General features: G+C 61.1%; 20 protein-coding genes. 15 read left to right on the forward strand and 5 right to left on the reverse strand.

Annotated elements, in window-relative coordinates; translation table 11 throughout:
- Window positions 1–991: 991 nt before the first annotated feature.
- The gene (locus ACWTU8_RS28670) at window positions 992–2,023 is read right to left on the reverse strand and encodes a LacI family DNA-binding transcriptional regulator (protein ID WP_455850782.1); all 1,032 of its coding nucleotides are present in this window, start codon (window positions 2,021–2,023) and stop codon (window positions 992–994) included.
- Between the two features lie 345 nt (window positions 2,024–2,368).
- Complete coding sequence (locus tag ACWTU8_RS28675; protein ID WP_455850837.1) at window positions 2,369–3,058, reverse strand: OmpW/AlkL family protein; 690 nt, start codon at window positions 3,056–3,058, stop codon at window positions 2,369–2,371.
- A 442-nt stretch (window positions 3,059–3,500) separates the two neighbouring features.
- Here ACWTU8_RS28675 and ACWTU8_RS28680 point away from each other — a divergent pair, with 442 nt between their 5' ends.
- Window positions 3,501–3,608: a transposase DNA-binding-containing protein gene (locus ACWTU8_RS28680; RefSeq protein WP_455850783.1), complete on the forward strand. Its 108-nt coding sequence runs from the start codon at window positions 3,501–3,503 to the stop codon at window positions 3,606–3,608.
- A gap of 353 nt (window positions 3,609–3,961) precedes the next feature.
- Entirely contained in the window at window positions 3,962–5,614 is a 1,653-nt protein-coding gene (locus ACWTU8_RS28685; RefSeq protein ID WP_455850784.1) for an MFS transporter, read from the forward strand.
- 387 nt (window positions 5,615–6,001) lie between these two features.
- Here the strand turns inward: ACWTU8_RS28685 and ACWTU8_RS28690 are convergent, their stop codons facing one another.
- On the reverse strand, window positions 6,002–6,304 hold the full coding sequence (locus ACWTU8_RS28690; protein WP_455850785.1) for a DUF982 domain-containing protein: 303 nt from the start codon (window positions 6,302–6,304) through the stop codon (window positions 6,002–6,004).
- A gap of 95 nt (window positions 6,305–6,399) precedes the next feature.
- Window positions 6,400–6,675: a hypothetical protein gene (locus ACWTU8_RS28695; protein WP_455850786.1), complete on the reverse strand. Its 276-nt coding sequence runs from the start codon at window positions 6,673–6,675 to the stop codon at window positions 6,400–6,402.
- A 404-nt stretch (window positions 6,676–7,079) separates the two neighbouring features.
- Here ACWTU8_RS28695 and ACWTU8_RS28700 point away from each other — a divergent pair, with 404 nt between their 5' ends.
- From ACWTU8_RS28700 to ACWTU8_RS28760, 13 genes are all read left to right on the forward strand, one after another.
- Entirely contained in the window at window positions 7,080–8,042 is a 963-nt protein-coding gene (locus ACWTU8_RS28700) for an NUDIX hydrolase (protein ID WP_455850787.1), read from the forward strand.
- A 67-nt stretch (window positions 8,043–8,109) separates the two neighbouring features.
- The gene (nadA, locus tag ACWTU8_RS28705; RefSeq protein ID WP_455850788.1) at window positions 8,110–9,084 is read left to right on the forward strand and encodes a quinolinate synthase NadA; all 975 of its coding nucleotides are present in this window, start codon (window positions 8,110–8,112) and stop codon (window positions 9,082–9,084) included.
- Window positions 9,081–10,622, forward strand: coding sequence for an L-aspartate oxidase (locus ACWTU8_RS28710; protein WP_455850789.1), 1,542 nt, complete (start codon window positions 9,081–9,083; stop codon window positions 10,620–10,622). The genes nadA and ACWTU8_RS28710 overlap by 4 nt, the downstream gene beginning before the upstream one ends.
- A gap of 1 nt (window position 10,623) precedes the next feature.
- Entirely contained in the window at window positions 10,624–11,505 is an 882-nt protein-coding gene (nadC, locus tag ACWTU8_RS28715) for a carboxylating nicotinate-nucleotide diphosphorylase (protein ID WP_455850790.1), read from the forward strand.
- 56 nt (window positions 11,506–11,561) lie between these two features.
- Entirely contained in the window at window positions 11,562–12,014 is a 453-nt protein-coding gene (panD, locus tag ACWTU8_RS28720; RefSeq protein ID WP_455850791.1) for an aspartate 1-decarboxylase, read from the forward strand.
- 77 nt (window positions 12,015–12,091) lie between these two features.
- Window positions 12,092–13,090 carry a biotin synthase BioB gene (gene bioB, locus ACWTU8_RS28725; protein WP_455841178.1) on the forward strand — a complete coding sequence of 333 codons (999 nt, stop codon included), beginning with the start codon at window positions 12,092–12,094 and terminating at the stop codon, window positions 13,088–13,090.
- The gene (locus tag ACWTU8_RS28730; protein ID WP_455850792.1) at window positions 13,087–14,229 is read left to right on the forward strand and encodes an 8-amino-7-oxononanoate synthase; all 1,143 of its coding nucleotides are present in this window, start codon (window positions 13,087–13,089) and stop codon (window positions 14,227–14,229) included. Before bioB ends, ACWTU8_RS28730 begins: the two co-directional genes overlap by 4 nt.
- On the forward strand, window positions 14,226–14,864 hold the full coding sequence (bioD, locus tag ACWTU8_RS28735) for a dethiobiotin synthase (RefSeq protein ID WP_455850793.1): 639 nt from the start codon (window positions 14,226–14,228) through the stop codon (window positions 14,862–14,864). Before ACWTU8_RS28730 ends, bioD begins: the two co-directional genes overlap by 4 nt.
- Window positions 14,861–16,123, forward strand: a complete 1,263-nt coding sequence (locus tag ACWTU8_RS28740; protein ID WP_455850794.1) for an adenosylmethionine--8-amino-7-oxononanoate transaminase — start codon at window positions 14,861–14,863, stop codon at window positions 16,121–16,123. Before bioD ends, ACWTU8_RS28740 begins: the two co-directional genes overlap by 4 nt.
- Window positions 16,120–17,103, forward strand: a complete 984-nt coding sequence (locus ACWTU8_RS28745) for a beta-ketoacyl-ACP synthase III (protein ID WP_455850795.1) — start codon at window positions 16,120–16,122, stop codon at window positions 17,101–17,103. The genes ACWTU8_RS28740 and ACWTU8_RS28745 overlap by 4 nt, the downstream gene beginning before the upstream one ends.
- Window positions 17,104–17,707: 604 nt before the next feature.
- Window positions 17,708–18,304: a sugar O-acetyltransferase gene (locus ACWTU8_RS28750; RefSeq protein ID WP_455850796.1), complete on the forward strand. Its 597-nt coding sequence runs from the start codon at window positions 17,708–17,710 to the stop codon at window positions 18,302–18,304.
- A 1,264-nt stretch (window positions 18,305–19,568) separates the two neighbouring features.
- Window positions 19,569–19,787 carry a 4Fe-4S binding protein gene (locus ACWTU8_RS28755; RefSeq protein ID WP_455850797.1) on the forward strand — a complete coding sequence of 73 codons (219 nt, stop codon included), beginning with the start codon at window positions 19,569–19,571 and terminating at the stop codon, window positions 19,785–19,787.
- Window positions 19,788–20,608: 821 nt separating this feature from the next.
- Window positions 20,609–21,298 (forward strand): response regulator, encoded by a 690-nt coding sequence (locus tag ACWTU8_RS28760; protein ID WP_455850838.1) that lies wholly within the window; start codon window positions 20,609–20,611, stop codon window positions 21,296–21,298.
- Between the two features lie 668 nt (window positions 21,299–21,966).
- On the opposite strand, the gene hemN is transcribed toward ACWTU8_RS28760, so the two are convergent.
- A complete protein-coding gene (hemN, locus tag ACWTU8_RS28765) occupies window positions 21,967–23,301 on the reverse strand; it encodes an oxygen-independent coproporphyrinogen III oxidase (protein ID WP_455850798.1) in 1,335 nt (444 codons plus the stop codon).
- Window positions 23,302–24,236: the final 935 nt, after the last annotated feature.

Below are 24,236 nucleotides of genomic sequence, written 5' to 3' on the forward strand. Positions count from 1 at the left end.
AAAAGCAGCGCGAGAAGCGTCGCCTGTCGGCCACGGTGACCTTCGGCGATGCCGGCAAGCACTGGTTGAAGCACGCGAGGATGGCGGCAGCACACGCTCGATGCGCAAGGCCATTTTCGATCGGGACATTTTGCCGATATGCAGAAGAGGCTCCTGACCGAGATCACACCTGGCGACTTGCGGGCGCTCTGCGCTAAGGTGAAAGACCGTGACGCATGACGCGCCGGAGGCATACCGCCTCCGGCGCCATCCTTCGCCAGAACGGGAGGGATGAAAAATGGAGAGAATTCAGGAACGTCAACACACTGTTACCACCGCCGAAAGAATTAAACCGGCCAAAGACAACAGGACAACGCTGCTTGCGGGTCGGTCGGCGAGATCAAGCGCGGTGTGCAGCGCCTAGCGGCCGCGCTCGCAACACTCAGAATATGAGCGGGTGGCGCCAAGACTGTCGCGGATATGTTGCGGGGCGATGCGGCTCGAACGCGTCCGATGCGGTTCGCTGCGGCAGTCTACGAATCTGGGGATCAGAGCGACATCTCGACAGTTTGGGCTGATGCTGTGCCCGGAGTCCTGCCCATACGAGCTCCGCTCTCGGGCAGGCACGCTTGGCGAATTGAGAAACTTCTGTGATTGCCGTTGCTCACCCCGAGCGTGTGCGCGATGGGGCCGTGCCCCGCTGAGTGGTGTAGCTCGGCGTGACAAAGCCGCTCGCGAGCGCGCCCTCGACAGCGCTGAAGCGAGCGAGGCGGCGTAGCAGTGGTCATCGATGTTCCCCGGTAAGCGCAAGCTAGACTGCTCGGCAATTCCGCCAACGATCGGCGGACATCGACTTGAGAATCAACTTCGGCGGGAACCAGAGCCGTGCGTCCAAAGTGGGTTCAGGAACCACGGCTGGGCTCAGTGCGCCGAACTCGGCCTCAAGATTTGTGGCTGGTGACGGCTCCGTTTCGATACACGACCTGGCTACGTCTGCTAAATTTTTTCATCTTCATATATTTTCGGGGAGATAGATGTCGAACGGCAGAAATGTCTGTCCCGGCGTCTTCGCGCAGCCGGTTTCGATGGCCCGGGCCATCAGCGTCATCAGCTCCTGGCAAAGCCGGCGCAGTGGTGTGGCGACCGCCATCGTGATGATGCCATCCGCGAGCGCGGCCCGTGACTCCGGTGTGATCTCGTTGACGATGGCGACAATATCCCGCTCTTCGCCCTGTTTCCTGAGCGCCGAGATTGCGCCCTCCATGCGGCCGCCGGCCACGTAAAAGCCGACAAGTTCGGGTTCCCGGTGAATCAGATCCAGTGTTGCCTCGTACGTGATCCGTCGCGTCCCGACGTTGATGGGGATGTCAAGCACCTCGAACGTCGGCGCGCTCTCACGAAAATAGGAGCGAAAGCCGATTTCGCGAAGCTCGTGAGCCTGGTAACGCTCACTGACGGCAAAGACCGCCACCTTACCCGGCCGTTTTGCGGCTTTGGAGAACATCCAGGCCGCTGTGCGCCCGACTTTGCGGTTGTTTAGGCCGACATAGCCCTCGCGCACGCCGGCGGCGAAATCGGAAAGCAGCGAAAAAACTGGGATTCCTTTCGCCTTGAGTTCTTCGACGGCTGCCGTGACCGTCGGATGGTCCGGCGCCACCATGGCGATCGCGTGGCAGTGGCTCCCGAGATCCTGGAGAAGTGCGATCAGATCGCCCGGCACATGCGACGGCGCGAATTCGATAAGCGAAGTGCCGTGGAACGCCTGTGACGCGTTGACTGCCGCTTCGATTTCGCGCGCGAAGTCGTGGTAAAAATGCTGCGCCGGTTTTCTGAGGATAAAGCCAAGCTGATAGCGCGGCGGATCCGGCTGCGCGCGCCGCTCGACAAGGCCGGCCGCGTGATAGCCAATAGCATTGGCCGCCTCGTAGACCCGCAGCGCAGTCTGCTTGCGGACTGGATGGCGGGCGTTCAGAACCCGGTCAACGGTTGCCACGCTGACGTTGGCTTCGCGGGCAAGATCGGCAATCGTTGGTCGCTTGGCCATCAATCCGATTCAGCAGACATTCTCAGGAGAATACGTCGATGATGAAGGTTAATAAAATCCTTTCGCGCTTACATTGATGCCGCCGTCCGGGAACCTACGTCTTCCGCAATCGGGCGGCTGCGCCGAGAGCCCGTTTTGAAATTTCAGGATGAGCGTTTCTGCGGATGAAATTTGCGAGCATTGCGATGAGGATCGTGAGTGAGAGACGTCTATGCGCTGCGCGTAGTCGCGCACGAGGCGGAGCCGTGGGGTCATCGCGAATGCCGGCGCAGCGACCCGTGCGCATCAGGCGACCACGAGCTTGGCGGCACCATTTGGACGTGGTGCCGCCTTGGATTTGAATTGTCAGAAGCGGTAGGTGACGCCTGCGCCGATCAGCCAAGGATTGAGCTTGGCTTTGCCCGTGACGTTCATGCCGCCGACCACTGCGTCAAATTTCGGCTCGAGAAAGAGCTTCTTGACGTCGAAATTGATGCCCCAATGCTGATCTAGGGTGTAGTCGAATCCGACCTGCACAGCGCCGCCGAATGTGTTCTTGACGTCGAGAGCGTCGGCGCTGCCAGTCTCCTGGTTATAAAAGACCGTGTAGTTTACGCCTGCGCCGACGTAGGGCTTGAAAGCACCGAAATTGGTGAAGTGGTATTGCAGCGTGAGGGTCGGCGGCAGCACCCAAGTCTTGCCGATCTCGGCCAGCCCACCGATCGTTCCCTCGCCGTAGATATTGGCGTAGGTAGTGCCGAGGATGAGTTCAGCGGCGAGATTGTCGGTGAAGTAGTAAGTAACGTCAAATTCCGGAATCACCGTATCCGAATAAGAGAGGCCGGAGCCGGGAATTCCGTTGACGTTACCCTTATCGTCCGTGATCACCCCCAGCCCACGCAGGCGAACTTGCCAAGGGCTAGGTTCGACCACATGGACCATGTTCTGCGCCACACCCACGAATTGTACATCCGCGGCCGCCGCCTGCTGCAGTCCTGTCACCACAAGTGCAATGCCAAGTGTGATTCCGCGTCCCGGTCTTATCCAGTCTCTCATCATGCTCTCCTTGAAATCCGAAATTCGGGTGCGCGGCAGCAATGTCAGCCGTGACAAGATGCTCGGTTGATCTAGATCAATGGTGGGATGAAATTAATTGAAGTGACACATTTCTTAATAAAACTGTGATGTGATCACCGACGCCGGCAGCAAGGCGAGGCATAGTTCAAAAGATCGAACAGCCTTGTTGCGCGGCAAGCAGTCGCAAGGGGCGCAGACTTGGGATCTGGCATATCGCGATCTCTGTGGCAGGAGCCGAGCCCAGCCCGATGCCTTCGAGGCGGCTCCTTTCACCCCGCTGGGTGACGCTTCCGACTACCCACATCGTCGGCGGCCTGTGGTATGAATCTGCCGTGATCCCGTGACCAAATCACGGAGTTGAGACATGACCGTCAGCAGCCGCGACAGCCCTGCCCGATAAGCGTCTGGCCCGTCGACCGCGATGGTTGCTGGACCAGATGTCAGCTGCGCCGGGCAGCCAATCCCGGCGGTCTGCGGCGACTGGGCCACGGCCAAGGCGGCCTACCGCTTCTTTGACAGCCGCGTGTGACCAAACATAGCGTTCTCGCTGGCCGCGACCGCAGCGCGCGTTGCGGCCAGCGAAGCTCCGCTCCATGTCCTGCAGGACAGGACCGAATTACCGCGCGCAGCCAGACAAAATCGGCTTCAGCAAGACCATCGTCGCCGGGCGCTCCAAGGCCGGCAGATGGGCGCCGACTTATGCAGATCTTGATCGGATCATTCCTCCACAAGAAACATTCGTTTCGACCACGAGGGCGGTTCGGGCGAAAACATCTTGCGCCGTGTGGGAGGAAATGCACCTCATCCGGCTCCTGGGTGATGGCAATTGCGTGCCGGAACGCGAGTCAACAGGACCAGCAAACGGTTCAAGGTTCGAGGAAGATGAGCAAGCCGGCGTGGGCAGATGCGGATGTGGTAGCGCCAACAACGTTTGCGCCGCTCAAGAATCAGACGTTTAGATCGATTTGGCTGGCGACGCAGGTTTCCAGCCTCGGCTGGCTGATGCAGACTGTTGCGATCAGTTGGCTGATGGCAACGATCTCAAAGTCCGATCTGAACGTGGCGCTGGTGCAAGCGTCAACGACGCTGCCCGCGTTTTTCCTGTCTGTCTTTGCCGGCGCCATTGCCGACAATTTCAGCCGCCGCAAAGTCATGTTCGCTGGCTGGTGCGTGATCGCGCTGGCATCAGCGATGCTGGCTTGCCTCGTGGCGCTGGGACTTGTCGACCCCTGGATTGTCCTCGGATTAAGCTTTTTAGCGGGATGCGGCGTGGCGTTCACCGACCCAGCGTGGCATGCCTCGGTTGGCGATGTTCTGCGCAAGAGCGATGTTCCAGCTGCCGTTACGCTAATATCGGTCGGATATAACGCTGTTCGCAGTATCGGCCCGGCGCTTGGCGGCTTCGTCGTTGCCTCTTTTGGATCTCTGACCGCCTTCGCCCTGGCAACGCTGAGCTATCTGGGCCTGCTGTGGACCATACAGCGGTGCAAGTGGAAGGTCCCCTCCTCGCCTCTCCCGCGCGAGTCAATGTCCACGGCCATCCATGACGGGGTGCGCTTTACGGCGATGTCTTCAGAGATCAAGGCAGCAATCGCACGCGGATCCCTTTTTGGGCTGGCCAGCATCGCCATACTGGCGTTGCTCCCTCTGGTTGCTCGCGATCAGTTGAGCGCAGGGCCAGTCGGCTATGGCATCCTGATGGCCGGCTTCGGCACCGGCGCCTTCGCCGCTGGTATCTCCAACAACGTCCTGCGGCGAACGCTGTCTCAGGAGCGGCTGATCACGCTCGCTTGCATCGCCTGCGCGGCGTGTTCGCTCTCTCTTGCCCTGACCCCTTCCATTGCAGTGGCAGCTATTGCACTCGCGCTCGGCGGCGCGGGTTGGGTTGTCACTTGGACTGGACTTGACGTCAGCGTGCAATTGGCGAGCCCGCGGTGGGTCGTAGGTCGCACCTTGTCGGTCTATTATGCCTTTTCGTCGGGCGGCATCGCAGCCGGCAGCTGGCTGTGGGGCATGGTTGCTCAGAATTATTCCCTCAGCTGGGCACTTGAAGTCTCCGCTGGAGCTCTGTTGCTGGCCGCTGCAACCGGGTTCCTGTTGCCCATCCGCGAATGGAAAGAATCAGACCAAGCTCCCCGGGGATTCGATGCGCCGGAAGTCGCCCTCGATTTGAAGCCAAGAAGCGGCCCAATCGTCGTTAAGATCGACTACGTGATACCGGAGAAAAATGTCGAGGCTTTCCTTGAGCAGATGCGTGAACGGCGACGGGTGCAAAGTCGCGTCGGTGCTCGGCATTGGACCCTGCAGCGCGACCTTCAAGAACCTTGCCGTTGGACGGAGACTTTTCGCACACCGACCTGGACGGACTACCTACGTCTGAATCATCGACTTACCGCCGCGGATAGGGAAGTGGACGGGCGGCTGCTCGAATTGAATGCCACAGAGTTTGCCCCTCAAACGAAGCTTTCAATCGAACGACCGACCGGCCCGGCTCGCAAACGCCATCAACCGACGCCTTTTTTCTCCCGCCCTTGAGCGCTTCATATACGTGAGACGACAAGGGTTCTGCGAAGAGAAGCGATCGTAGGTCACGCGCAATTGGCGACAAACCAGCGGCGGGCGCGGCGCGTTGGTATCAACCACATAGCGGAGACGGCAGCAGTTGTGAGGCGAATGATCTCCCCGTCGCGACCACGATAATTGCCAAGAACGAAGCATCGACGCCGCGCCGCCTGTACGGCCAGGTCAAGCACTGGGATGCAGGGTAGGTGCCACAGCGCTGCGGGCGAGAGTTCGTACGGCGGCGCGAGCCATGCACCGCGCTCCAGCACAGCACTTTGCAGAGCATCCGGATGTTGAGCAGGCTGGCGCGATCGCTGGCGAGCACCTTGGTATGGCGCTCGCCAACGCCGCCGAAGGAGCCTAGACTTGGATCTTTCCGCCGCCCGATGTGCAGGCAGCGATCCACTTCATCGCGGAGGTTGGGTCTACGAATATGCCTGCCCGTTCCGAAAAGCCGAGGAAGGCATTGCGCGCAGCGCTTACAGGTTTGCGCCCATCGTGTGCATCATAGCACACCCGAAGGGCGGTCTCGTGAATCAGGTCTCTGCGGTCTTCCGGCCATTCGTCAAGAAATTCGATTGCATCCGCAAGGCTGGCAATCTCTTGCACGATGTATGTGGCACGCTTCACGAAGATGGAGGTGCTGAATGCTTCAGCGTTCATTCTTTTCTCTCAACCTGCTGCACGATTGTTGTGAAGAGGCCACCGCCTCGACGCCCGCGGACCATGGCAGACTATTCTGTCCGGGACATGACGGTTCACGAGGTAATTAAGCCCAGCTTGGCCAACTTCCCCTTCCATTTGGGGTGTGATCGGCAGCTGCGTGGAACTTGTGGTGCCTTGGTTGTCGCGCCGCAGGCATTGGCTGAACCCGGCTTAAAGATTCGACTTGCAGTGCAGGCAGCGGAGTGAGCAAGCCCTGATATTCCCCAGTCGCAACGCAGGATGCGCGCTTCGAGCGCGGCGGCCACAAAAGCACGCCGAGCGACAGCTGGATGAGCCCCACCCCGCAACAGTTGCAGACAGGCGTCCATTGCTATTTTCCTTTCTCGGTCTTGCGGCTGAAATCCCGCAGCAAGATTGTGGCTACGTCATTAACATCGAAGACGATCCGCTCTGCGCCATGCCGACCAACCTGAACGACGATTGGCCTCGCAAATCTCGGATGGCCAGCAGGCAAGCCGCCGACACGTTTCTTCTGGGCAGCTGAGCGAGCCGCTCGCGAGCACGCCTCAGCAGCGCAGGAGCAAGCGGGCGCGAGAGCGCTGGCCGTCCGTGTTCTCTCGGTAATGTCGGTTTGCCGGAGGCCAAGCTGATTGGGAGATCCAGTGGTGGCGCATGGCTGCGCTGTTGACGCGCCGACTTGCGTGGTACAGGCTCTATTAAATCGATTATAGACCGCTTCATTTAGTGCAGCCATACCTAACAAACTGGGAACATGGACGACCACGCAAAGGGAATCAGGAAACGCAGACCGGTGGGCAACGCCAACGACATCAAGGCGGACCTGATCGCCGTCGTTGTCGCTGTGAACGACCATGAGCCTCGCGTTCTCACAATCGGCCGGGCGAACGCGCTGCCCTCCGGTCCGTTCGAACTCAGCCATCGTTCCCTTCAGTCGGGACTCAGGTCATGGGTGGAAGAACAGACCGGGCAGCCCCTGGGCTATATCGAGCAGCTCTACACCTTCGCAGATCGCGACCGGGTCGGCACCGGGCAGCGTGTGATCTCGATCAGCTATCTCGCGCTCACTCAAGTAGAAGAGACAACGCAGTCGGCCAGGCGCCGTTGGCAGAAATGGTACGACTATTTCCCCTGGGAGGACCACCGCTCCGGAACTCCATCGATGCTGGCGAAGGTTTTGCGACCGCGCCTGCTCAAGTGGGCGGAGAGCGCAGGCGACAATGGGACGCGCCGAGAACGCCGGCAGCGGGCGGCGGTTGCCTTCGGCTTCGACGAGCGGCCATGGAATGAGGAACTGACGCTCCAGCGTTATGAGCTGCTCTACGAAGCAGCCATGGTGGGAGAGGCGACCGGCGGGCAATCTTCAGCTGCTCTGTCGTCGGTTGCAGGTGAATCGATGATCGCCGATCATCGCCGGATCCTGGCTACGGGAATTGCGCGGCTTCGCTCCAAAATCAAGTACCGGCCCGTGGTCTTCGAACTGATGCCGCCGGTCTTCAGTCTTCTACAGTTGCAGCGAACCGTGGAAGCCCTGGCGGGCAGGCTCCTCCACAAGCCGAACTTCCGTCGGCTGATCGAGCAGCAGGAGTTGGTCGAGCAAACCGGCGAGACCACCGCCGATACGGGCGGTCGACCGGCTAAGCTTTATCGCTTCCGCCATGCGGTTGTCGACGAGAGGGCCGTCGCCGGGACAAAATTGCCGCTAACGCGGGCTTGACAATCCCCTTATACTCACCGCAAGAATATGCTTCTTATATTCAGGTCGAGTATAATCGGAGGTGTCGATGACTACCGCGTTGCCATCGAGCGCATCCTTGTACGACCGCGTCCAGCGCGTGATTCCGCTGATCGAGTGGTCGGCATTTTCCGGCGATATCGATGCCATTCTCGCGTTGAAGCGGGAGCGCAACGCTGTCATCCTCGCCCACAACTATCAGACGCCCGAGATCTTCCACTGCGTAGCCGACATCGTCGGCGACAGCCTGGCGCTCGCCCGCAAGGCAATGACGGTCGACGCCGATATCATCGTGCTCGCCGGGGTGCATTTCATGGCCGAGACGGCGAAGCTTCTCAATCCGGAGAAGACCGTGCTCATCCCGGACCTCGACGCCGGCTGCTCGCTGGCCGATTCGATCACGCCCGCAGATGTGCGGCTGCTGCGGGAGCGTTACCCGGGCGTTCCAGTCGTGACCTATGTTAACACCTCCGCTGCGGTGAAGGCGGAGTCCGACATCTGTTGCACGTCGGGCAATGCGCTTGCGGTGGTCCAGTCGCTTGGCGCGCCGCGCGTGATCATGCTGCCTGACGAATATCTGGCGAAGAACATCGCCGCTCAGACGAAGATCGAAGTCATCGCCTGGAAAGGCCATTGCGAGGTGCATGAGCGCTTCACCCCGGCCGACATCCGCGATCTGCGCGAGGCCCATCCAGGCCTCACCGTGCTTGCCCATCCCGAATGCCCGCCGGAAGTGGTCGCCGAGGCGGACTTCGCCGGTTCGACGGCGGCGATGTCCGATTATGTTGGGCACAACAAGCCCGCCCGGGTTGTGCTGATGACCGAATGCTCGATGAGCGACAATGTTGCGGTTGAGCATCCCGAGGTCGAATTCATCCGGCCGTGCAACCTCTGCGCCCACATGAAACGCATCACACTGGCCAACATCCGCACCGCGATCGAGCAGAAGCGCCATCTCGTCACGATCGACCCTCTGGTCGCGGACCGGGCTCGCCAGGCGGTGGAGCGCATGCTCGCCATATGACCGCCGACGTGCACGACATCGGCGGCGCGCCCATCATCATCGGCGCTGGCGTTGCTGGCCTCATGACCGCACTTCACCTGGCGCCGCAACCGGTCGTGCTTCTGTCCAGAACGCCGCTCGGAACCGAAGCCTCCAGTGCACTCGCCCAGGGCGGGGTTGCGGCGAGCCTCGGCGCCGACGACAGCGCCGAGTTGCATTTGGCCGACACGCTTGCCGCCGGCGATGGGCTTTGTGATGAAGCGATGGTCAGGCGGGTTGTCGAGGCCATACCTCGCGCGATCGACAGCCTCGTCCGACTAGGCGCTCCGTTCGACCGCACATTGGACGGAACCTTGCAGCTCGGGCTTGAGGCGGCGCATTCGCGCCGCCGGATCGTGCACGCCGCTGGCGACGCTACCGGGCGCGAGTTGCTCCGAGTGCTGGTCGCGGCAGCACGGCGCACACGTTCGATCACCATCCTGGAAGGCATGGATGCACTGCGCCTGATCGTGGTGGCCGGTGGAATCGTGGGCGTGGTAGCGGTAGGACACAATGGTGTCGTGGCGTTGCCCACTCGCCGCGTCGTGCTCGCGACCGGCGGTATCGGCGGTCTGTTTTGCCATACAACCAACCCGCTCACCTCGGTCGGGCACGGCCTGGCGCTCGCGGCCTGTGCCGGAGCAGAGCTTGCCGATCTCGAGTTCGTGCAGTTCCATCCGACCGCGCTCGATACTGAGCGCCGGCCAATGCCACTGGTGAGCGAAGCAGTGCGCGGCGAAGGCGCAATGCTTGTTGACCAGCACGGCCGGCGCATTCTCGCCGGTGTGCCTGGAGGCGAGCTTGCATCGCGTGATGTGGTCGCGCGCGAGGTGAGCGACCAGCTCGCGGACGGGAATCGTGTGTTCCTCGACGCTCGGCAATGCCTCGGGCCGAAATTCGCAAAACGCTTCCCGGCAATCGAGGCGGCCTGCCGCCAGGCCGGCATCGATCCCGCGGTCGAGCCGATCCCAGTGCGCCCGGCGGCGCATTACCACATGGGAGGCGTGGCCGTGAATGCTGAAGGCCGCAGCTCCGTTGCCGGGTTGTGGGCCTGCGGCGAAGTCGCATGTACCGGGCTGCATGGCGCCAATCGGCTGGCCAGCAACTCGCTGGCCGAAGCGATCGCAACTGCGGTCTGGGTGGCTGAAAGCGTCATAGGCACTTGCGCGGGCTGGCAGTGGCGGCGGCTTCCCACCATCGTGCCTCTGCGACCTGACCCTTCACCCATTCGACGGTTAGCCTCCGATGCGCTCGGCATTGTCCGCAACGGCAAAGCGCTACGCGAAACCGTCACGACATTGCTGTCGATCGCGGTTGGCGGCCAGGCCGCAGCCGATCCAGCATTGGTTGCGATGTTGATCGCCATCGCCGCGCTTGGCCGTGAAGAAAGCCGCGGTTCGCACTACCGGTCCGATTTCACCGGGCGGGAAGCAGCCGCCGTCTCCTCGCGGCTGACCCTCTGCACGGCAATGGAGACTGCGGTCGCGGTTAGCTGGCAGGCCTCGGAACGGAGCTCTTGATATGGTGTCGTTCTCGCCTCTTGCCTCAATCGTCATTGAACCAATCGTGCGCAACGCGCTCCTGGAGGATTTGGGTAGAGCTGGCGACATCACGAGCGATGCAGTGATCCCTTTTGACTGCAAAGCCTCGCTTGCGCTCAAGGCGCGGCAGGTCGGCGTCGTTGCCGGGCTCGACCTGGCAGCGCTCGCCTTCATGCTCATCGACCCGTCGATCGATATGCACATCTGGCGCCCTGACGGCAGCGATGTCGCGGCCGGCGAGACTATCGCGCAGGTGTGCGGGCCGGCGCGCGGTCTGCTCGCGGCCGAACGCACGGCGCTTAATTTCCTGTGCCGCTTGAGCGGCATTGCGACCGCCACGGCGGCGATGGTCGAGGCCGTGCGCGGCCATAAGGCCAGGATCGCATGCACGCGCAAAACGACGCCCGGGCTGCGCGCGCTGGAGAAATACGCCGTGCGCGTCGGCGGCGGCGCCAATCACCGCTTCGGGCTCGACGACGCCGTGCTCATCAAGGACAACCATATCGCCATCGCCGGCGACATTGGCACGGCGATAGAGCGGGCGCGCGCTGCCGCAGGCCATATGGTGAAGATCGAGGTCGAGATCGACACGCTTGAACAGCTCGAAACCGCGCTCGCGCTGGGCATCGACGCGGTTCTACTCGACAATATGTCGCTTGAAGATCTTGCCCACGCGGTGGCGATGGTCGGTGGCCGGGCCATCACCGAGGCCTCCGGTCGAGTTACGCCGAGAACGGCTCCGGCGATTGCCGCGACGGGCGTCGACCTCATATCGGTCGGCTGGCTCACACACAGCGCTCCGATTCTCGACATCGGACTTGATGCGTCGATCGATGGCAATTGCAACAGACATCTGAATTGAAGGCGCCGTGTGTGCCCGCAGGTATCGCAACGGCAAGTTTGTGTTGGAGGAATGGAATGCGTAAGATCATCGCCGGCAAGCTCCACGGCATATACGTCTCCGAAGCCAACCTCGACTACCATGGCTCAATCACACTCGACCCTGACCATTGCGAGGAAGCAGGCATCCTGCCGATGGAATTCGTCGAGATCTGGAACAAGAATTCGGGCGCACGGATCTCGACCTATGTGATCCTCGGCGAGCGCGGATCGCGTTGCTGCATCCTCAACGGGGCTGCTGCGCGCACCTGCCAGGCCGGCGATCAAGTCATCATCTGCAACTCAGTTTATATCCAGGAGACAGAGTTGACCGCGCTTAACCCGCGCGTGCTGACCTTTGACAAGGACAATCGCATCGTTGATCGACTCACCTATTCGGTCAGACGCAACGGCGACGGAGGCTACAACTTTTCCATCCTCGACGAGGCCAGCAATGCCCTGCCCGTACCAGCGCTGGTTGGCAGATCATGACGGATCAGGCCGGCCGAGGCCCAGGACTTCTCCGCTGAACGGGACCCACAGCGAACGCTTTTAACAATGGAGGCGGAATGAACAGCGAGTTGTACCCGAACGCTGCGGCAAGCTCATCCGACGGAGTGTCCCAGCAATGGACCCGCGAGGCGGCTGAGGCTATCCACGACTTGCCCTTCAACGACCTGCTCTTCCTGGCGCAGACGATCCATCGTCAGAATTTCGACCGAAACCAGGTGCAGCTGTCGCGCCTCCTCTCGATCAAGACCGGCGGCTGCCCGGAAGATTGCGGTTATTGCAGCCAATCCGCGCAGCATCAATCGGGCCTCGAGGCCTCCAAGTTGCTGGATGTTCAACGCGTCATCGCCGAGGCCAGAAAGGCGCGGAACGCAGGTGCCACGCGCTACTGCATGGGAGCCGCCTGGCGCAGCCCAAAGGCCCGTGACATGGACGCCGTCGTCGCCATGGTTGAGGGTGTGAAGGCTCTCGGCATGGAGACATGCATGACGCTGGGCATGCTCGACCTCGACCAAGCGCACCGGCTCAAGGAGGCCGGCCTCGACTATTACAACCACAACGTCGACACCTCCGAGCGATATTATAAGGAGATCATCTCGACCCGGACCTTTGCCGACCGGCTGGAAACGCTCGCCAATGTCCGCGAGGCCGGCATCAATGTCTGCTGCGGCGGCATTGTCGGCATGGGCGAGGAGAAGGCCGACCGTATCGACATGCTGGTGATGCTTGCCAACCTGCCGGAGCCGCCCGAGAGCGTGCCGATCAACATGCTGATTCCTATGCCCGGCACGCCGCTGGCCGAGGCGCCACCGATCGAGCCGATCGAATTCGTTCGCATCATCGCACTCGCCCGCGTCCTGATGCCGAAGTCCGATGTGCGCCTATCCGCCGGCCGTACGGCGATGAGCGATGAGATGCAGGCGCTGTGCTTCTTTGCCGGGGCAAACTCCATCTTCGTCGGCGACACCTTGCTGACCGCCGGAAATCCCGAAGAATGCAAGGACAGTGCCCTGTTGCGCCGGCTCGGCATCAAGCCGATTGCGCGCGAAGCCCTGTGAACGGGCGGGTGTTGCTCGACCGCTACGAGGCCAGCCTGCGCGGGCTCGCCCGCAAGAACCGATTGCGGACCTTGAGCACCCGCTCGGGGCTCGACTTCGCCTCCAACGACTATCTCGGCCTGGCGCGCTCGGGACGCATAGCGCAGGCGCTTGCGGCAGCGCTCGCCGCTGGCACGCCTGTCGGTGCGACCGGCTCGCGGCTGTTGCGCGGCAACACGCCTGAGCACGAGGCGCTCGAAGCCAAAGCAGCTGACTTCTTCGGGGCCGAGCGCGCTTTGTTTTTCGGCAGCGGCTATGTCGCCAATTTCGCGCTGCTGACGACCTTGCCCCAGAAGGGCGACCTGATCGTGCTGGACGAACTCAACCATGCCAGCGCGCACGAGGGGGCACAAGCGGGCCGTGCCGAAGTGATGGAATCCACGCACAACGATGCCGATGCGGTAAACGACGCAATCCGTGCCTGGCGTGCAAAGGGCGGCAACGGCCGTGTCTGGATCGTGGTCGAGAGCCTCTACAGCATGGATGGCGACCGGGCTCCGCTGCGCGAACTGATCGAGGTCGCCGACCGTCACGATGCATTCCTGTTCGCCGATGAGGCGCACGCCACCGGCGTCTATGGTCCCGGCGGGCGCGGTCTCGCCCACCATCTCGAGGGCCGCGATAATGTCCTGGTTCTGCACACCTGCGGCAAGGCGTTGGGGGGATCGGGGGCGCTGGTCACCGCGCCGGCTGTGCTTTGCGATTATCTCGTCAACCGCTGCCGTCCCTTCATCTATGCCACCGCGCCCTCGCCACTGATGGCGGTAGCGGCTGCTACGGCGCTCGACATCCTCGTGGACGAGCCCGACCGACGTGAGCGGCTGGCCAGCCTGGTCGCGCTTGCAGGCAAGAGGGCCGAGGCGCTGGGCCTGCCTGCGAGCGGCTCGCAGATCCTGCCCGTCATCGTCGGCGACAATGCCCGCGCCATGGCGCTGGCTGAGGCGTTGCAGGCGCGCGGGTTCGACGTGCGCGGCATCCGTCCGCCAACCGTGCCAGAAGGCACCGCGAGGCTCCGCATCTCGCTGACGCTGAATGTCGGCGAGGCCGACGTTTCGGCGCTGTTCGATGCGCTTGCCGCGGAATGGGAGCGCACGCCATGACGGTCCAGATCGTTGTCACCGGCACCGACACCGGCGTCGGCAAGACCGTGTTCGCGGCGGGGCTGACCGGCCTGCTTGACGGCATTTACTGGAAGCCCGTGCAATCGGGCACCTGCGAAGAAACCGACAGCGAGGTTGTCTCCCTGCTCGCCGATCTGCCTGCAGCTCGTGTGCTGCCGGAAGCCTGGCGCCTCCGCCAGCCGCTATCGCCACATCTTGCCGCCAAGTTGGACGGCGTGGAAATCGATGCACAGGCACTGTCACTGCCCGCGACGGACAGACCACTGGTTGTGGAAGGCGCCGGCGGGCTGATGGTGCCGCTCAACAGGCGCGCGCTCTACATCGACGTCTTCGCGCGATGGAACGCGCCTGTGGTGCTCTGCGCCCGCACCACCATCGGCACCATCAATCATACGCTGCTTTCCGTCGAGGCTCTTCGCTCCCGCTCGATACCCCTGCTCGGCATCGCATTCGTCGGCGACAGGATGGTCGACACGCAAAAAACGATCGCCGAAATGGGCAAGGTTCGCGTGCTTGGGCGTCTGCCGCTCCTGGAATCCCTGACGCCCAGTACGCTCTCCGCGGCCATGCGCGCCTCATTCAATGCCGACGACTTCGAGAAGATCCGGCCATGAGCTCCGCTGTCTGGCATCCCTTTACCCAACATGCCACCGAGCCGGTGCCGCCGGCGATCGTGCGCACCGGGGGCGCCTATGTCGAGGCCCGGGACGGCAAGCGCATACTCGATGCGATCTCCTCCTGGTGGGTCATCACCCACGGCCACCGTCACCCGAAGATCATGGCGGCGATCCGACACGCGACCGAGACACTCGACCAGGTGATCTTCGCCGGCCTCAGCCATGAGCCGGCCGAGCAATTGGCCTCGGCGCTGGTCGACATGGCGCCGGCGGGTCTCGACTGGGTCTTTTATTCCGACAGCGGCTCGACCAGTGTCGAGGTGGCGCTGAAAATGGCGCTCGGCTTTCACCGCAACGACGGCGCGCCGCGCTCGCGCATCGTCGTTATGGAGCACAGCTATCATGGCGACACGATCGGCACGATGAGCGTCGGCGCGCGTGGCGTCTTCAATGCAGCCTATGAGCCCTTGCTGTTCGAGGTCGATACCATCCCCTTCCCCGCCGCAGGCCGCGAACAGGAGACGCTCGATCGTTTCGAGGCTGTCACCCGCGACCGCCGCGCTGGTGCGCTGATCGTCGAGCCGCTGGTGCTCGGCGCCGGCGGCATGCTCATGTACCCCGCCTGGGTTATCGCTGAACTCAAACGCATTGCCGAGCGCTCCGGGACGCTTTTTGTCGCCGACGAAGTCATGACCGGCTGGGGCCGCACCGGCACGATCTTTGCTTGCGAGCAGGCAGCGGTCGCGCCCGACATATTGTGCACTTCCAAGGGGCTGACCGGCGGCTCATTGCCGCTTGCAGCGACGCTTGCCACTGATGCGATCTTCCGTGCGCATTTTTCCAGCGACCGGACCAAGACCTTCTTCCATTCAAGCTCTTACACAGCGAACCCGATCGCCTGCGCGGCGGCACTGGCGAATGTCGGTATCTGGAACGACGAGCCCGTGGCGGAGCGGGTGGCCGCGCTGTCGCGGATGCAAGCGGAAAAGATCGTGCGGTTCAGCGGGGATCCGCGTTTCGAGAATGTGCGCACGACCGGCACCATCGCCGCGCTCGATCTTAGCGTCGGCACTGCAGGCTATCTGGCCGAGGTCGGCCCAAGGCTGCGCGCCTTCTTCTTCGAGCGCGGATTGTTGGTGAGGCCGCTCGGCAACGTCATCTACGTGCTGCCGCCTTATTGCGTGACATCGGGCGAACTCGACCAGCTCTACGTGGCAGTAGACGAGGCAGCCGAGCTTGCGAGCGAGAGTATATGAACCGCACGGCGCGCATCATAGGGCTTGGCCATCATGTGCCGGCGCGGAAGGTAGGCAATGCCGAGATCGAGGCGAGCCTCGGTCTGGAAACCGGCTGGATCGAGGTGCGCACCGGCATCCGATCGCGCTTCTGGGCAGAACCCGAGGACACCCTCTCCGGTCTGGCGGTAAAAGCCGGCGACATGGCGCTGGAGGCGGCCGGTATCGATCGCAAGGACATCGGTCTGCTTTTGCTCGCCACTTCGACGCCGGATCACCTCCTGCCGCCCAGCGCGCCGCTGGTCGCGCACAGACTCGGCCTCGAGAATGCCGGCGCGGTTGACCTTGCCGGTGCCTGCGCGGGGTTCATCTATGCCATGACCTTTGCCGATGGCTTTGTCCGCCTGCACAACAAGACAGCCATCGTCATCGCAGCCAACATATTGAGCCGTAGGATCAATCCGGGCGAGCGCGCAAGCGCGGTGCTGTTCGCCGATGCCGCAGGTGCGGTGGTGCTCGCCCCTTCCGGGAATCCCGGCCATGGCATACTCGGCTCCTCGCTCGCCTCGGACGGCTCCGGTTATGGCCTGATCCAGATTCCGGCGGGCGGCAGCAACCGTCCGTTCTCTGAGGAGATCGACGTTGCAGAAACGCGAATGACCGTCGCGAACGGCCGCGAAATCTTCGTCAAAGCCGTCGAGATGATGAGCCGCTGTTCCAGGCAGGCGCTGGTGGGAGCCGGCCTCGCGGCGTCAGATGTCGACCGCTTTGTGCCCCACCAGGCAAACGCCCGCATCTTCGAAGCGGCCGGCAGGTCGCTCGGCATTGAGGATTGCCGAATTGTCAAAACCATCAGCAATTATGGCAACTCGTCAGCCGCAACCATTCCGCTGTCGCTGTCAATCGCGCACAGCGCCAATCCGATTCAGCGGGGCAAGAAATTGCTGCTGGCGGCGGCCGGTGCCGGCCTTGCCGGTGGGGCATTGGTGGTTGGCTTTTAGCCCGGACCGATCTGTGTTTTGATGGCACTGGACGATCACATTTTGTAGAGTTCCGTCGCCCCTTGAAACAGGCTGGGCTGGGAAGTGAACGGGTAGCTGGCCGACCATCTCGAATTCGCCGACATGACCGCGGACGATCCAGGAGGACGCGAAGGACCATTTCTGCGTCTTCCGACGTACACGAATATCTGCCTTCAGTGCGGCATTGGACGATCCCGAGTTCGGCCATATCGCTCAGATGAAAGGGTAGTCGGGGTACCACCCACCAGAGAGATCAGGTCCGTCACCGTTTTGTCGCCGTCCATCAGGTGAATGAGGGTCAGCAACCGCTTATCCAACGGCCGCAAACAGCTTCGCGGCAACGCACAGCTGCCTTCGCGAAGGCCGGCCCTGAACTCGCGGGCGGTCGTGAAGGGCACGATGCGTTTTGATTGCAGCGTTTGACATACGTAGTTGCGCCCCCGATGGAAATTTGCAGGTCGGAAATTCCTTTTCTATCCCTGGTGACAGAGAACGTGCTTCAAGTTACCTTATCCAACCAGTAGGCAGAACCTTGAATCAGAAACAAAATAGACGAAACTGTTTAGAAGTTGGGATTTTATAGATGGGCCTACGCACCGAAACCGAGAAAATGTTGGCCGGAGAGCCTTACAATGTTCTAGATCCTTATCTCGTTGCAGAGAGATACAGGATAAGAGAATTGTGCCAGAAGATAAACTCATCAAGCGATGCGGATGCAGATCTACGACGGAACCTTTGCAAACAGATTTTCGGGAAAGGCGGAGACACCGTGTCTATACAGCCACCCTTTTTCTGCGACTACGGTTCCAACATAGAGTTGGGTGCACACGTATTTTTCAATTTTAACTGCATAGTTCTGGATGCTTGCCGTGTTCGTATAGGTGACTACGCGCTTTTTGGTCCAGGCGTCCAGATCCTGACGCCGATGCATCCACTTGATGCTGCCCTTCGCCGCAAGCAGCTGTACGGAAAGCCGGTTGAGATTGGATCAGACGTTTGGGTGGGGGCCGGGGCAATCATCCTGCCTGGTGTGACCATCGGATCAGGCACTGTGATCGGTGCAGGCAGTATCGTAACACGCGACATTCCAGCTGGAGTGTTTGCAGCTGGTAACCCTTGTCGCGTGATCCGAGAAATCTCTGCCGATGAGCGCGAAACCTACTCGCCAGCTAGCGACTAAGCTGTGACGTCGCAACTCTTCCTTTCCAAGGGCGGTCAGTGTGAAAGGCGCAGCAAAGATGTAGAAGGGCAGGCAATTCGATTGCGACCACGCTCCTGATGGAGGTCAGGCCCTGCTCGGTTCTCGTTCCGACCTGGATAGCCCTCAGGATCGTCCCGCGGTGCTGTGAGCTGGCTACTGTTCGTGGTTGCTCCAGCGCGATCAGCTCACCGCCAAAAGGGCGCAGCGGTCGCCTTATTAGGCACATGAAGCAGCCCTCCATACGCGTGCGGATCTTGAGCGCGACGTTGTTGTGGTGCCTTCCCTCCCGCGGAGCTGCGGTGTTCCCCTCCGAGCGGCGAGCGCGAAAGGTTCAGCTTGCGTGATTCAGTAAGTCCCGGACACTTTAAGATGCTCGGGACTTACTGAGTCACGCACAGACATCTGGCATTTGGACGAGGGCGTGATCGCCATTGCCGGCCAGAAGCACTGACTGTGGCGGGCGTTTGATCAGGACGTTATGTGCTGAATCTTCCAAACTCGACACGACAGCGCCGAATGATCGTCTCCGCCGGCGTAGGGCCGGGTGGTGTATGGCCTGAATGCCGGGTTTCAGGGGCCGTGGCGCGCGTGCGCCAGCTTAGAACCAGATGTTTCCAAACTATCCAAGTCACGGATGCTTTTCATCGAAATAATTGATTTTACGAATTGACCGCCGTTTCACTACAAGGGCCTCTTGACCGAAACTGTAGCCAGTCGAGCGGCGCAGGAGCCATGGGAGTTGGTTAGAGAACCATATATTTGGAGCCCAATGCCACGAAGAGTCGATCACGCGGTTCACTCTGGCACACGCGCGTTTGAACCAGCCGCCGCGCGCGATGATAGTCCACTGTCATCGTTTTGCCGGATGAACGGTCGGTCTCCGACAGCGCTGCTCGTTAGAGCATTTCACAAAATGGATTGATCCCATTCACCCAGCTCCTTTCTCGAGCGCTCCCGTTGCCCGCGATTCCTTTTAGATTCGCCAGCTTCTCGAAAGCTAGTCCTCCTAGAGCATGACGACTTAAGACGGGCCCTGGCCTATTGAATGCAATGGATCTGAACGTAGAGAGCCGACGCGAAGAGAGATCGCAGACGAGGTGGGTTTTCGGCGTCCCTTGATGATGACTTGCACCGCCTTGCCGAGGACCTCCCGGTCTGCCGGCGCAGGATAAAGACCCGTCGCGGAAAAACGTTCGACGTTTTTGCCGCGTCGGGGCGCTGCGCTGCGTTGGAGAATTGGACGATGACCAACCCGTTCGTTAGCCGCGAGGGCTCCAGATGGATGCCCGTATATCTGAGTATCGATGGCGTGTGCGATGACGAGGACGACTTCGATGGCGAGCTCAATCGCATGATCATGGTCGTCGACCATGCCGGCCGCTGCATCGGCTGCGGAGCCTGCGCCCGCGTCTGTCCGAAGAACTGCCAGACCCATGTTGCGGCCGACAACACCGCAGCATGATCTGACGGACAAACAGGAGAACGTCGGTGCCCCTCAGAATGTTTTGCCACGTCATGGTGTTGGTCCTGTCCATCAACGCTCTAGCCGCCTATCTCATCTCGCATTCCATACGAGCGGTAATCGTCAAGACGCTGAGTTGTGGCTGCTTCTCCAGGCAGGCTATTTCGCAGGCGTGCTCTTTCTGATCTGGCGGTCTGGCCGTCCTGGGAGCGCTGCACAAAGGCCAAGCATTTCGATGGCTGCTAGGAAGGTCGGCGGCTACCGCTAACCTGTTGTGAGGAAGAGGAATGAACCTTCGGACTTCGCAGCATTGGCGTGCGGGTTGCGTCGTTTCGACGGCGAAGCAGATGCTGAATCGATGACGGGTTCTCTTTGGAACACGACCTTTGGAAGGACTCGTGCATAGCAGTTTTAGCTCAACCACACACCGATGGAGAGAACATGCTGGAAAACTTCGAACGCCACCCGCTCACCTTTAGCCCGACCACCATCGGCGATCGAGCGGCCCCTTGCCATGTCCAAGGGACGATCCCGCACGCGCCTGCGCTTCGTCAACTTGGCCATCGCCGGAACAAAGTGCGTGCTCGCGGCCTGCGGCTACAATCCACAGCGGGTGACCCCCATCCTCTAGGCGCAGGCGAAGTCGGCATGAGGCGGCGTATGCCCGAAAGCCACCAAACGGGTGGCCTGAGGCCCCGCAACGCCAGCCAATGCCCACCAAGGGTGCGCCGACAGCACGCATCTGCCGTTCAAGAAGTGCTCCAGACATCAACAGCGCTCAAAAACGCCTCCCCTGCCAAGCCCTCTTGATCGGCCACGAAATGCGAACGCTACTCGTGGATCACCATGCAAAGCTTACCCGGGTGATGCAACGAGCGCTCTTGGACTGCGGTTTCGCCGTTGACGTGATGCCTACTCTCGAAGAGGCGTCGCTTGCATTTGGTTGTGCGCGCTATGACATTCTCCTGCTCGAGTTAGCCCTGCCGGACGGCGATGGGTTAGACTGGCTGAGGCAGTTGAGGCGCGACAGGCATTCGATCCCTGCTATCATGATGAGCAGCCTCGATGATCTCGATACGCGAATCGCGATTTTCAACGGCGGTGCGGACGATTTCTTGCCGAAGCCTGTCTCGATTGATGAACTCATTGCCCGAATACGAGCCGTTCTGCGGCGATCAACGCAGGTGACCGACCCCGTCGTTACATTTGGCAATCTCACATTCGATCCGATTGGCCGCCAGGTTTCCGTTGGTGGTCAGCCGCTAAAAATCCCGCGCCGCGAACTGTGCATCCTTGAGCATCTGCTCAACCGCGCAGGCCGCATGTTGCCGCGCACCATTCTGGTGGATAGCCTGTATTCGTTCGACAACGAAGTCTCGAGCAATGCGCTTGAAGTCGGAATCTCCCGCTTGCGTGCGCTTTTGGGCCAAGCCGGAGCGACGCTAACAATCAAGACGGCGCGGGGTATCGGCTATGTCCTTGAAGTGAATGAGGAGCCGCCGGACGGGTAGTCGGTCGAAATTGAACGCCGCATTCACCTTCAAGCTCTGCAATGACAAGGGCCACCCCGACTGTCGCTGTCGCTAACCCATCTGGTCGACGCCGTTGCCGTTGACGACCGAACACTGCGGCTCACCTTTTCCGGCAAGCAATCGGCCGCACCGCGCTCAACGTGGAGTCCTGATCCTGTCCAAGCCGGCTGGGCTCCGGCATTACACAATTAGCCCACCCCAAATTGAGCAACGAAGACGATTGGCTTGCTGGGCATGTTTGTGACAGCGCAATTGTTTGCGGCCGAAATGGACGCCCACTCGGCTGCGCAGCGGCCTACGGCCATGAAGGAGCCGATGATATCGGCTGGACCCGCACTGACCCGGCCCTCTGGCTCGCCTGTGGTCAACCGCCCGACGGCGGGAATGAGATGTCCTCAAAGCCGACGTTTACGCTGCTGGGTCACCTGCCAGACCTCAGAACTGCCATCCGGCTCGGCCGCGTGCTGGTGGATCTGTGACTGTTGAGCTATGCGGCACCCGCCACGCATCTGGTAGCACTCTTCGATAAGAAATAAGGGCGTCAATCTCTTTCGCCCGAAACCGCTCGATGGCTCACACAAGCCCAGCGACCTCACAGCGATTTCTCCATCGGCCGGCGACGAGTATGTGCTTTTGGATCCGCTCCCTTAACAGAGTGAGCGATCGAGATAAGCGTCGAATGCAGCAGCAACAGCCCGAGTCACAAAGCGGTGCTCCTGCCTCACGCGGATGCACCCCTTTTCGATGTCCACTATCCCGTCCTTGGCGAGCGTGGCCAGGCGTTCAGCTGAATTGAGAAGAGGGATCGGGTCAAACCCGTGGGCCGCACAGATTGCCGGCACATCGGCCTCCAAATCGCACATTAGCCGCTCGATGATTGCGGCTCGGACGCGGTCTTCGTCGGTGAGTCGGCAGCCTTTTGCTGTCGCCAGACTGCCAGCTCTGATGTGGCGGCTGTAGGTACGGGTTGCAACTTCGTTCTGGACATAACCATCTCCGAGACGGCCAATGGCCGACGCACCGAAGCCGATCACGGTTTTGGGGGTGTCGGCCGAGTAACCCAGGGAGTTACGCCGCAAGCGACCGGCTTGCTGCACCAGCGTGAGTTGGTCGTCCGGCAAGGCGAAATGGTCAAGTCCGATCTGGCGGTAGCCTGCTGCAACCAACGTCTCTGCCACGGCCGCGGCCTGTTCGGCGCGGGCAGCGATGTCCGGCAGCGCGGCCTCCTCGATCAGGCGCTGGTTTTTCTTAAAAGACGGAACATGCGCGTAGCCGAACACCGCAAGTCGGTCGGGGCGCATGGCGGCCGCCGCGGCCGCGGTCTGGACGCAGGACTGCACTGTCTGCTTGGGAAGACCGTAGAGAAGGTCGAAATTGATGCGGTTCACTCCGTGCCGGCGTAGGTTTTCGACAGCGGCTGTCGTCTGCGCTTCACTCTGGACCCGATTGATCGCTTTTTGAACAAGGGGATCGAAGCTCTGCACGCCGAGGCTCGCGCGGGTCACGCCGGCTGCCCCTAAGGCTTCGGCCATCTCGGCCGTGAATGTGCGCGGGTCGATCTCGACGGCGATCGTAGCCGTTTTCCTAAACGCAAAACGGTGGCGCAAGAGTTCCATTAGGGTCAGGAACTCCGCAGGTCCGATGAGGGTCGGCGTTCCGCCGCCGAAGTGCACGTCGCTCACGGGCAGCTGCTGTGGCGCTTGCTCCGCGACCAAACGGAGCTCCTCACGCAGAACCGCCAGATAGGCGAGGATCGGTGAATCCCGGGAAGCGACGGTGGTGGGGAATCCGCAATACCAGCACATTGAGCGGCAGAACGGAATATGGAGATAGAGCGACACGGGCTCGTCAGCCGGCAGGCCTCTTAGCCATTCCTCACAAGCCTCGGCGCCGACCGCTGCAGAGAACTGCGGAGCAGCCGGATAGATGGTATACCAAGGCGGACCAGCGTTGCCATATTTTGTCAGGATTGAGCTCTGCAATGGTCCCTGTTCCTTCCTCAGATCGGCATTATCCTGACCGCTGCGCTCTATGGCGTCTTTGCGCTATGTCAAATCGGTCCGCCTTAGCCAGAAATCTGAAGTCGGCGCTAGCCGCTGACTGCGGGAGCAGTCGCTACCCCTGACAATCATATTGCCGCCGAGCCACCGCGTGCCGTTCCGGCCCTCTAAATTGACATCTTCGGTTGATGTGCGTCGGGCCTCGAGTGCAGTTGAGCACTACTGACCTGCGACTCTCTTTCAGCCGGCATGCCAAGGAGTGTTTCTGTTCACTTGTTGAGAGGAACAGGACAGGCAAGTACGATCCCTCGAAAAATCTGACGTAGCCCGATTGGCCGCATCCTTGTTGGACAGCCGCCCCTATCCCGTCGGCCGGGCGCAGCCTGCCCGCAAGTGCCAATCTCCGCGACACGATGGACACCGATGAACTTGTCTCAGTCATGTTTGCGGAGATACTTTGGAGGCAGCGGATTGAAGAAGAAAACCCGCTAGGAAATCGCGCCTGCGAGGACGCGACCCGCCGTAGTTCAAACCGTGTGCGCGCAACTCAGGAATATCGGAAAGACCTGCCGAAGCGATTGGCGAGGTAGTTCGCGTCATTCCTACGGGTGGATAGCGCGGCTCTAGCCGTTTTCGCAGCCTATCCCGTCGTGATCGCGGTCGAGATCATAGATATCTGAACCTACGACAATGACTGGTCCGCTTACATACGCTGGTCCATTGCCGGTCCCGGACGAGCAATCGACATCACTGGCTATGGGGACGCAATTGCCTGTGTAGTTTGGATCGCAGGCGCCCTGGGCATGAGCCAACCAAGTGACGTTGCGCCAAGAGCGATAACGCACAAACGACGAACGCCATGCCCGCCCCCGGCTTTCAAACCCCAGAACACCTTAGAGGCGCAAATGGGCCGGCGC

This window comes from Mesorhizobium sp. BHbdii (assembly GCF_053848045.1).

Excerpts from the sequence above, each read along its gene's own strand:
- panD (WP_455850791.1), top strand. The coding sequence starts at position 11,562 with ATGCGTAAGATCATCGCCGGCAAGCTCCACGGCATATACGTCTCCGAA.
- ACWTU8_RS28670 (WP_455850782.1), bottom strand. The coding sequence starts at position 2,023 with ATGGCCAAGCGACCAACGATTGCCGATCTTGCCCGCGAAGCCAACGTC.
- ACWTU8_RS28760 (WP_455850838.1), top strand. The coding sequence starts at position 20,609 with ATGCGAACGCTACTCGTGGATCACCATGCAAAGCTTACCCGGGTGATG.
- nadC (WP_455850790.1), top strand. The coding sequence starts at position 10,624 with ATGGTGTCGTTCTCGCCTCTTGCCTCAATCGTCATTGAACCAATCGTG.
- ACWTU8_RS28745 (WP_455850795.1), top strand. The coding sequence starts at position 16,120 with ATGAACCGCACGGCGCGCATCATAGGGCTTGGCCATCATGTGCCGGCG.
- nadA (WP_455850788.1), top strand. The coding sequence starts at position 8,110 with ATGACTACCGCGTTGCCATCGAGCGCATCCTTGTACGACCGCGTCCAG.
- ACWTU8_RS28750 (WP_455850796.1), top strand. The coding sequence starts at position 17,708 with ATGGGCCTACGCACCGAAACCGAGAAAATGTTGGCCGGAGAGCCTTAC.
- ACWTU8_RS28690 (WP_455850785.1), bottom strand. The coding sequence starts at position 6,304 with ATGAACGCTGAAGCATTCAGCACCTCCATCTTCGTGAAGCGTGCCACA.
- ACWTU8_RS28710 (WP_455850789.1), top strand. The coding sequence starts at position 9,081 with ATGACCGCCGACGTGCACGACATCGGCGGCGCGCCCATCATCATCGGC.
- bioB (WP_455841178.1), top strand. The coding sequence starts at position 12,092 with ATGAACAGCGAGTTGTACCCGAACGCTGCGGCAAGCTCATCCGACGGA.
- ACWTU8_RS28695 (WP_455850786.1), bottom strand. The coding sequence starts at position 6,675 with ATGGACGCCTGTCTGCAACTGTTGCGGGGTGGGGCTCATCCAGCTGTC.
- ACWTU8_RS28685 (WP_455850784.1), top strand. The coding sequence starts at position 3,962 with ATGAGCAAGCCGGCGTGGGCAGATGCGGATGTGGTAGCGCCAACAACG.
- bioD (WP_455850793.1), top strand. The coding sequence starts at position 14,226 with ATGACGGTCCAGATCGTTGTCACCGGCACCGACACCGGCGTCGGCAAG.
- ACWTU8_RS28675 (WP_455850837.1), bottom strand. The coding sequence starts at position 3,058 with ATGAGAGACTGGATAAGACCGGGACGCGGAATCACACTTGGCATTGCA.
- ACWTU8_RS28755 (WP_455850797.1), top strand. The coding sequence starts at position 19,569 with ATGACCAACCCGTTCGTTAGCCGCGAGGGCTCCAGATGGATGCCCGTA.
- ACWTU8_RS28680 (WP_455850783.1), top strand. The coding sequence starts at position 3,501 with ATGGTTGCTGGACCAGATGTCAGCTGCGCCGGGCAGCCAATCCCGGCG.
- ACWTU8_RS28700 (WP_455850787.1), top strand. The coding sequence starts at position 7,080 with ATGGACGACCACGCAAAGGGAATCAGGAAACGCAGACCGGTGGGCAAC.
- ACWTU8_RS28740 (WP_455850794.1), top strand. The coding sequence starts at position 14,861 with ATGAGCTCCGCTGTCTGGCATCCCTTTACCCAACATGCCACCGAGCCG.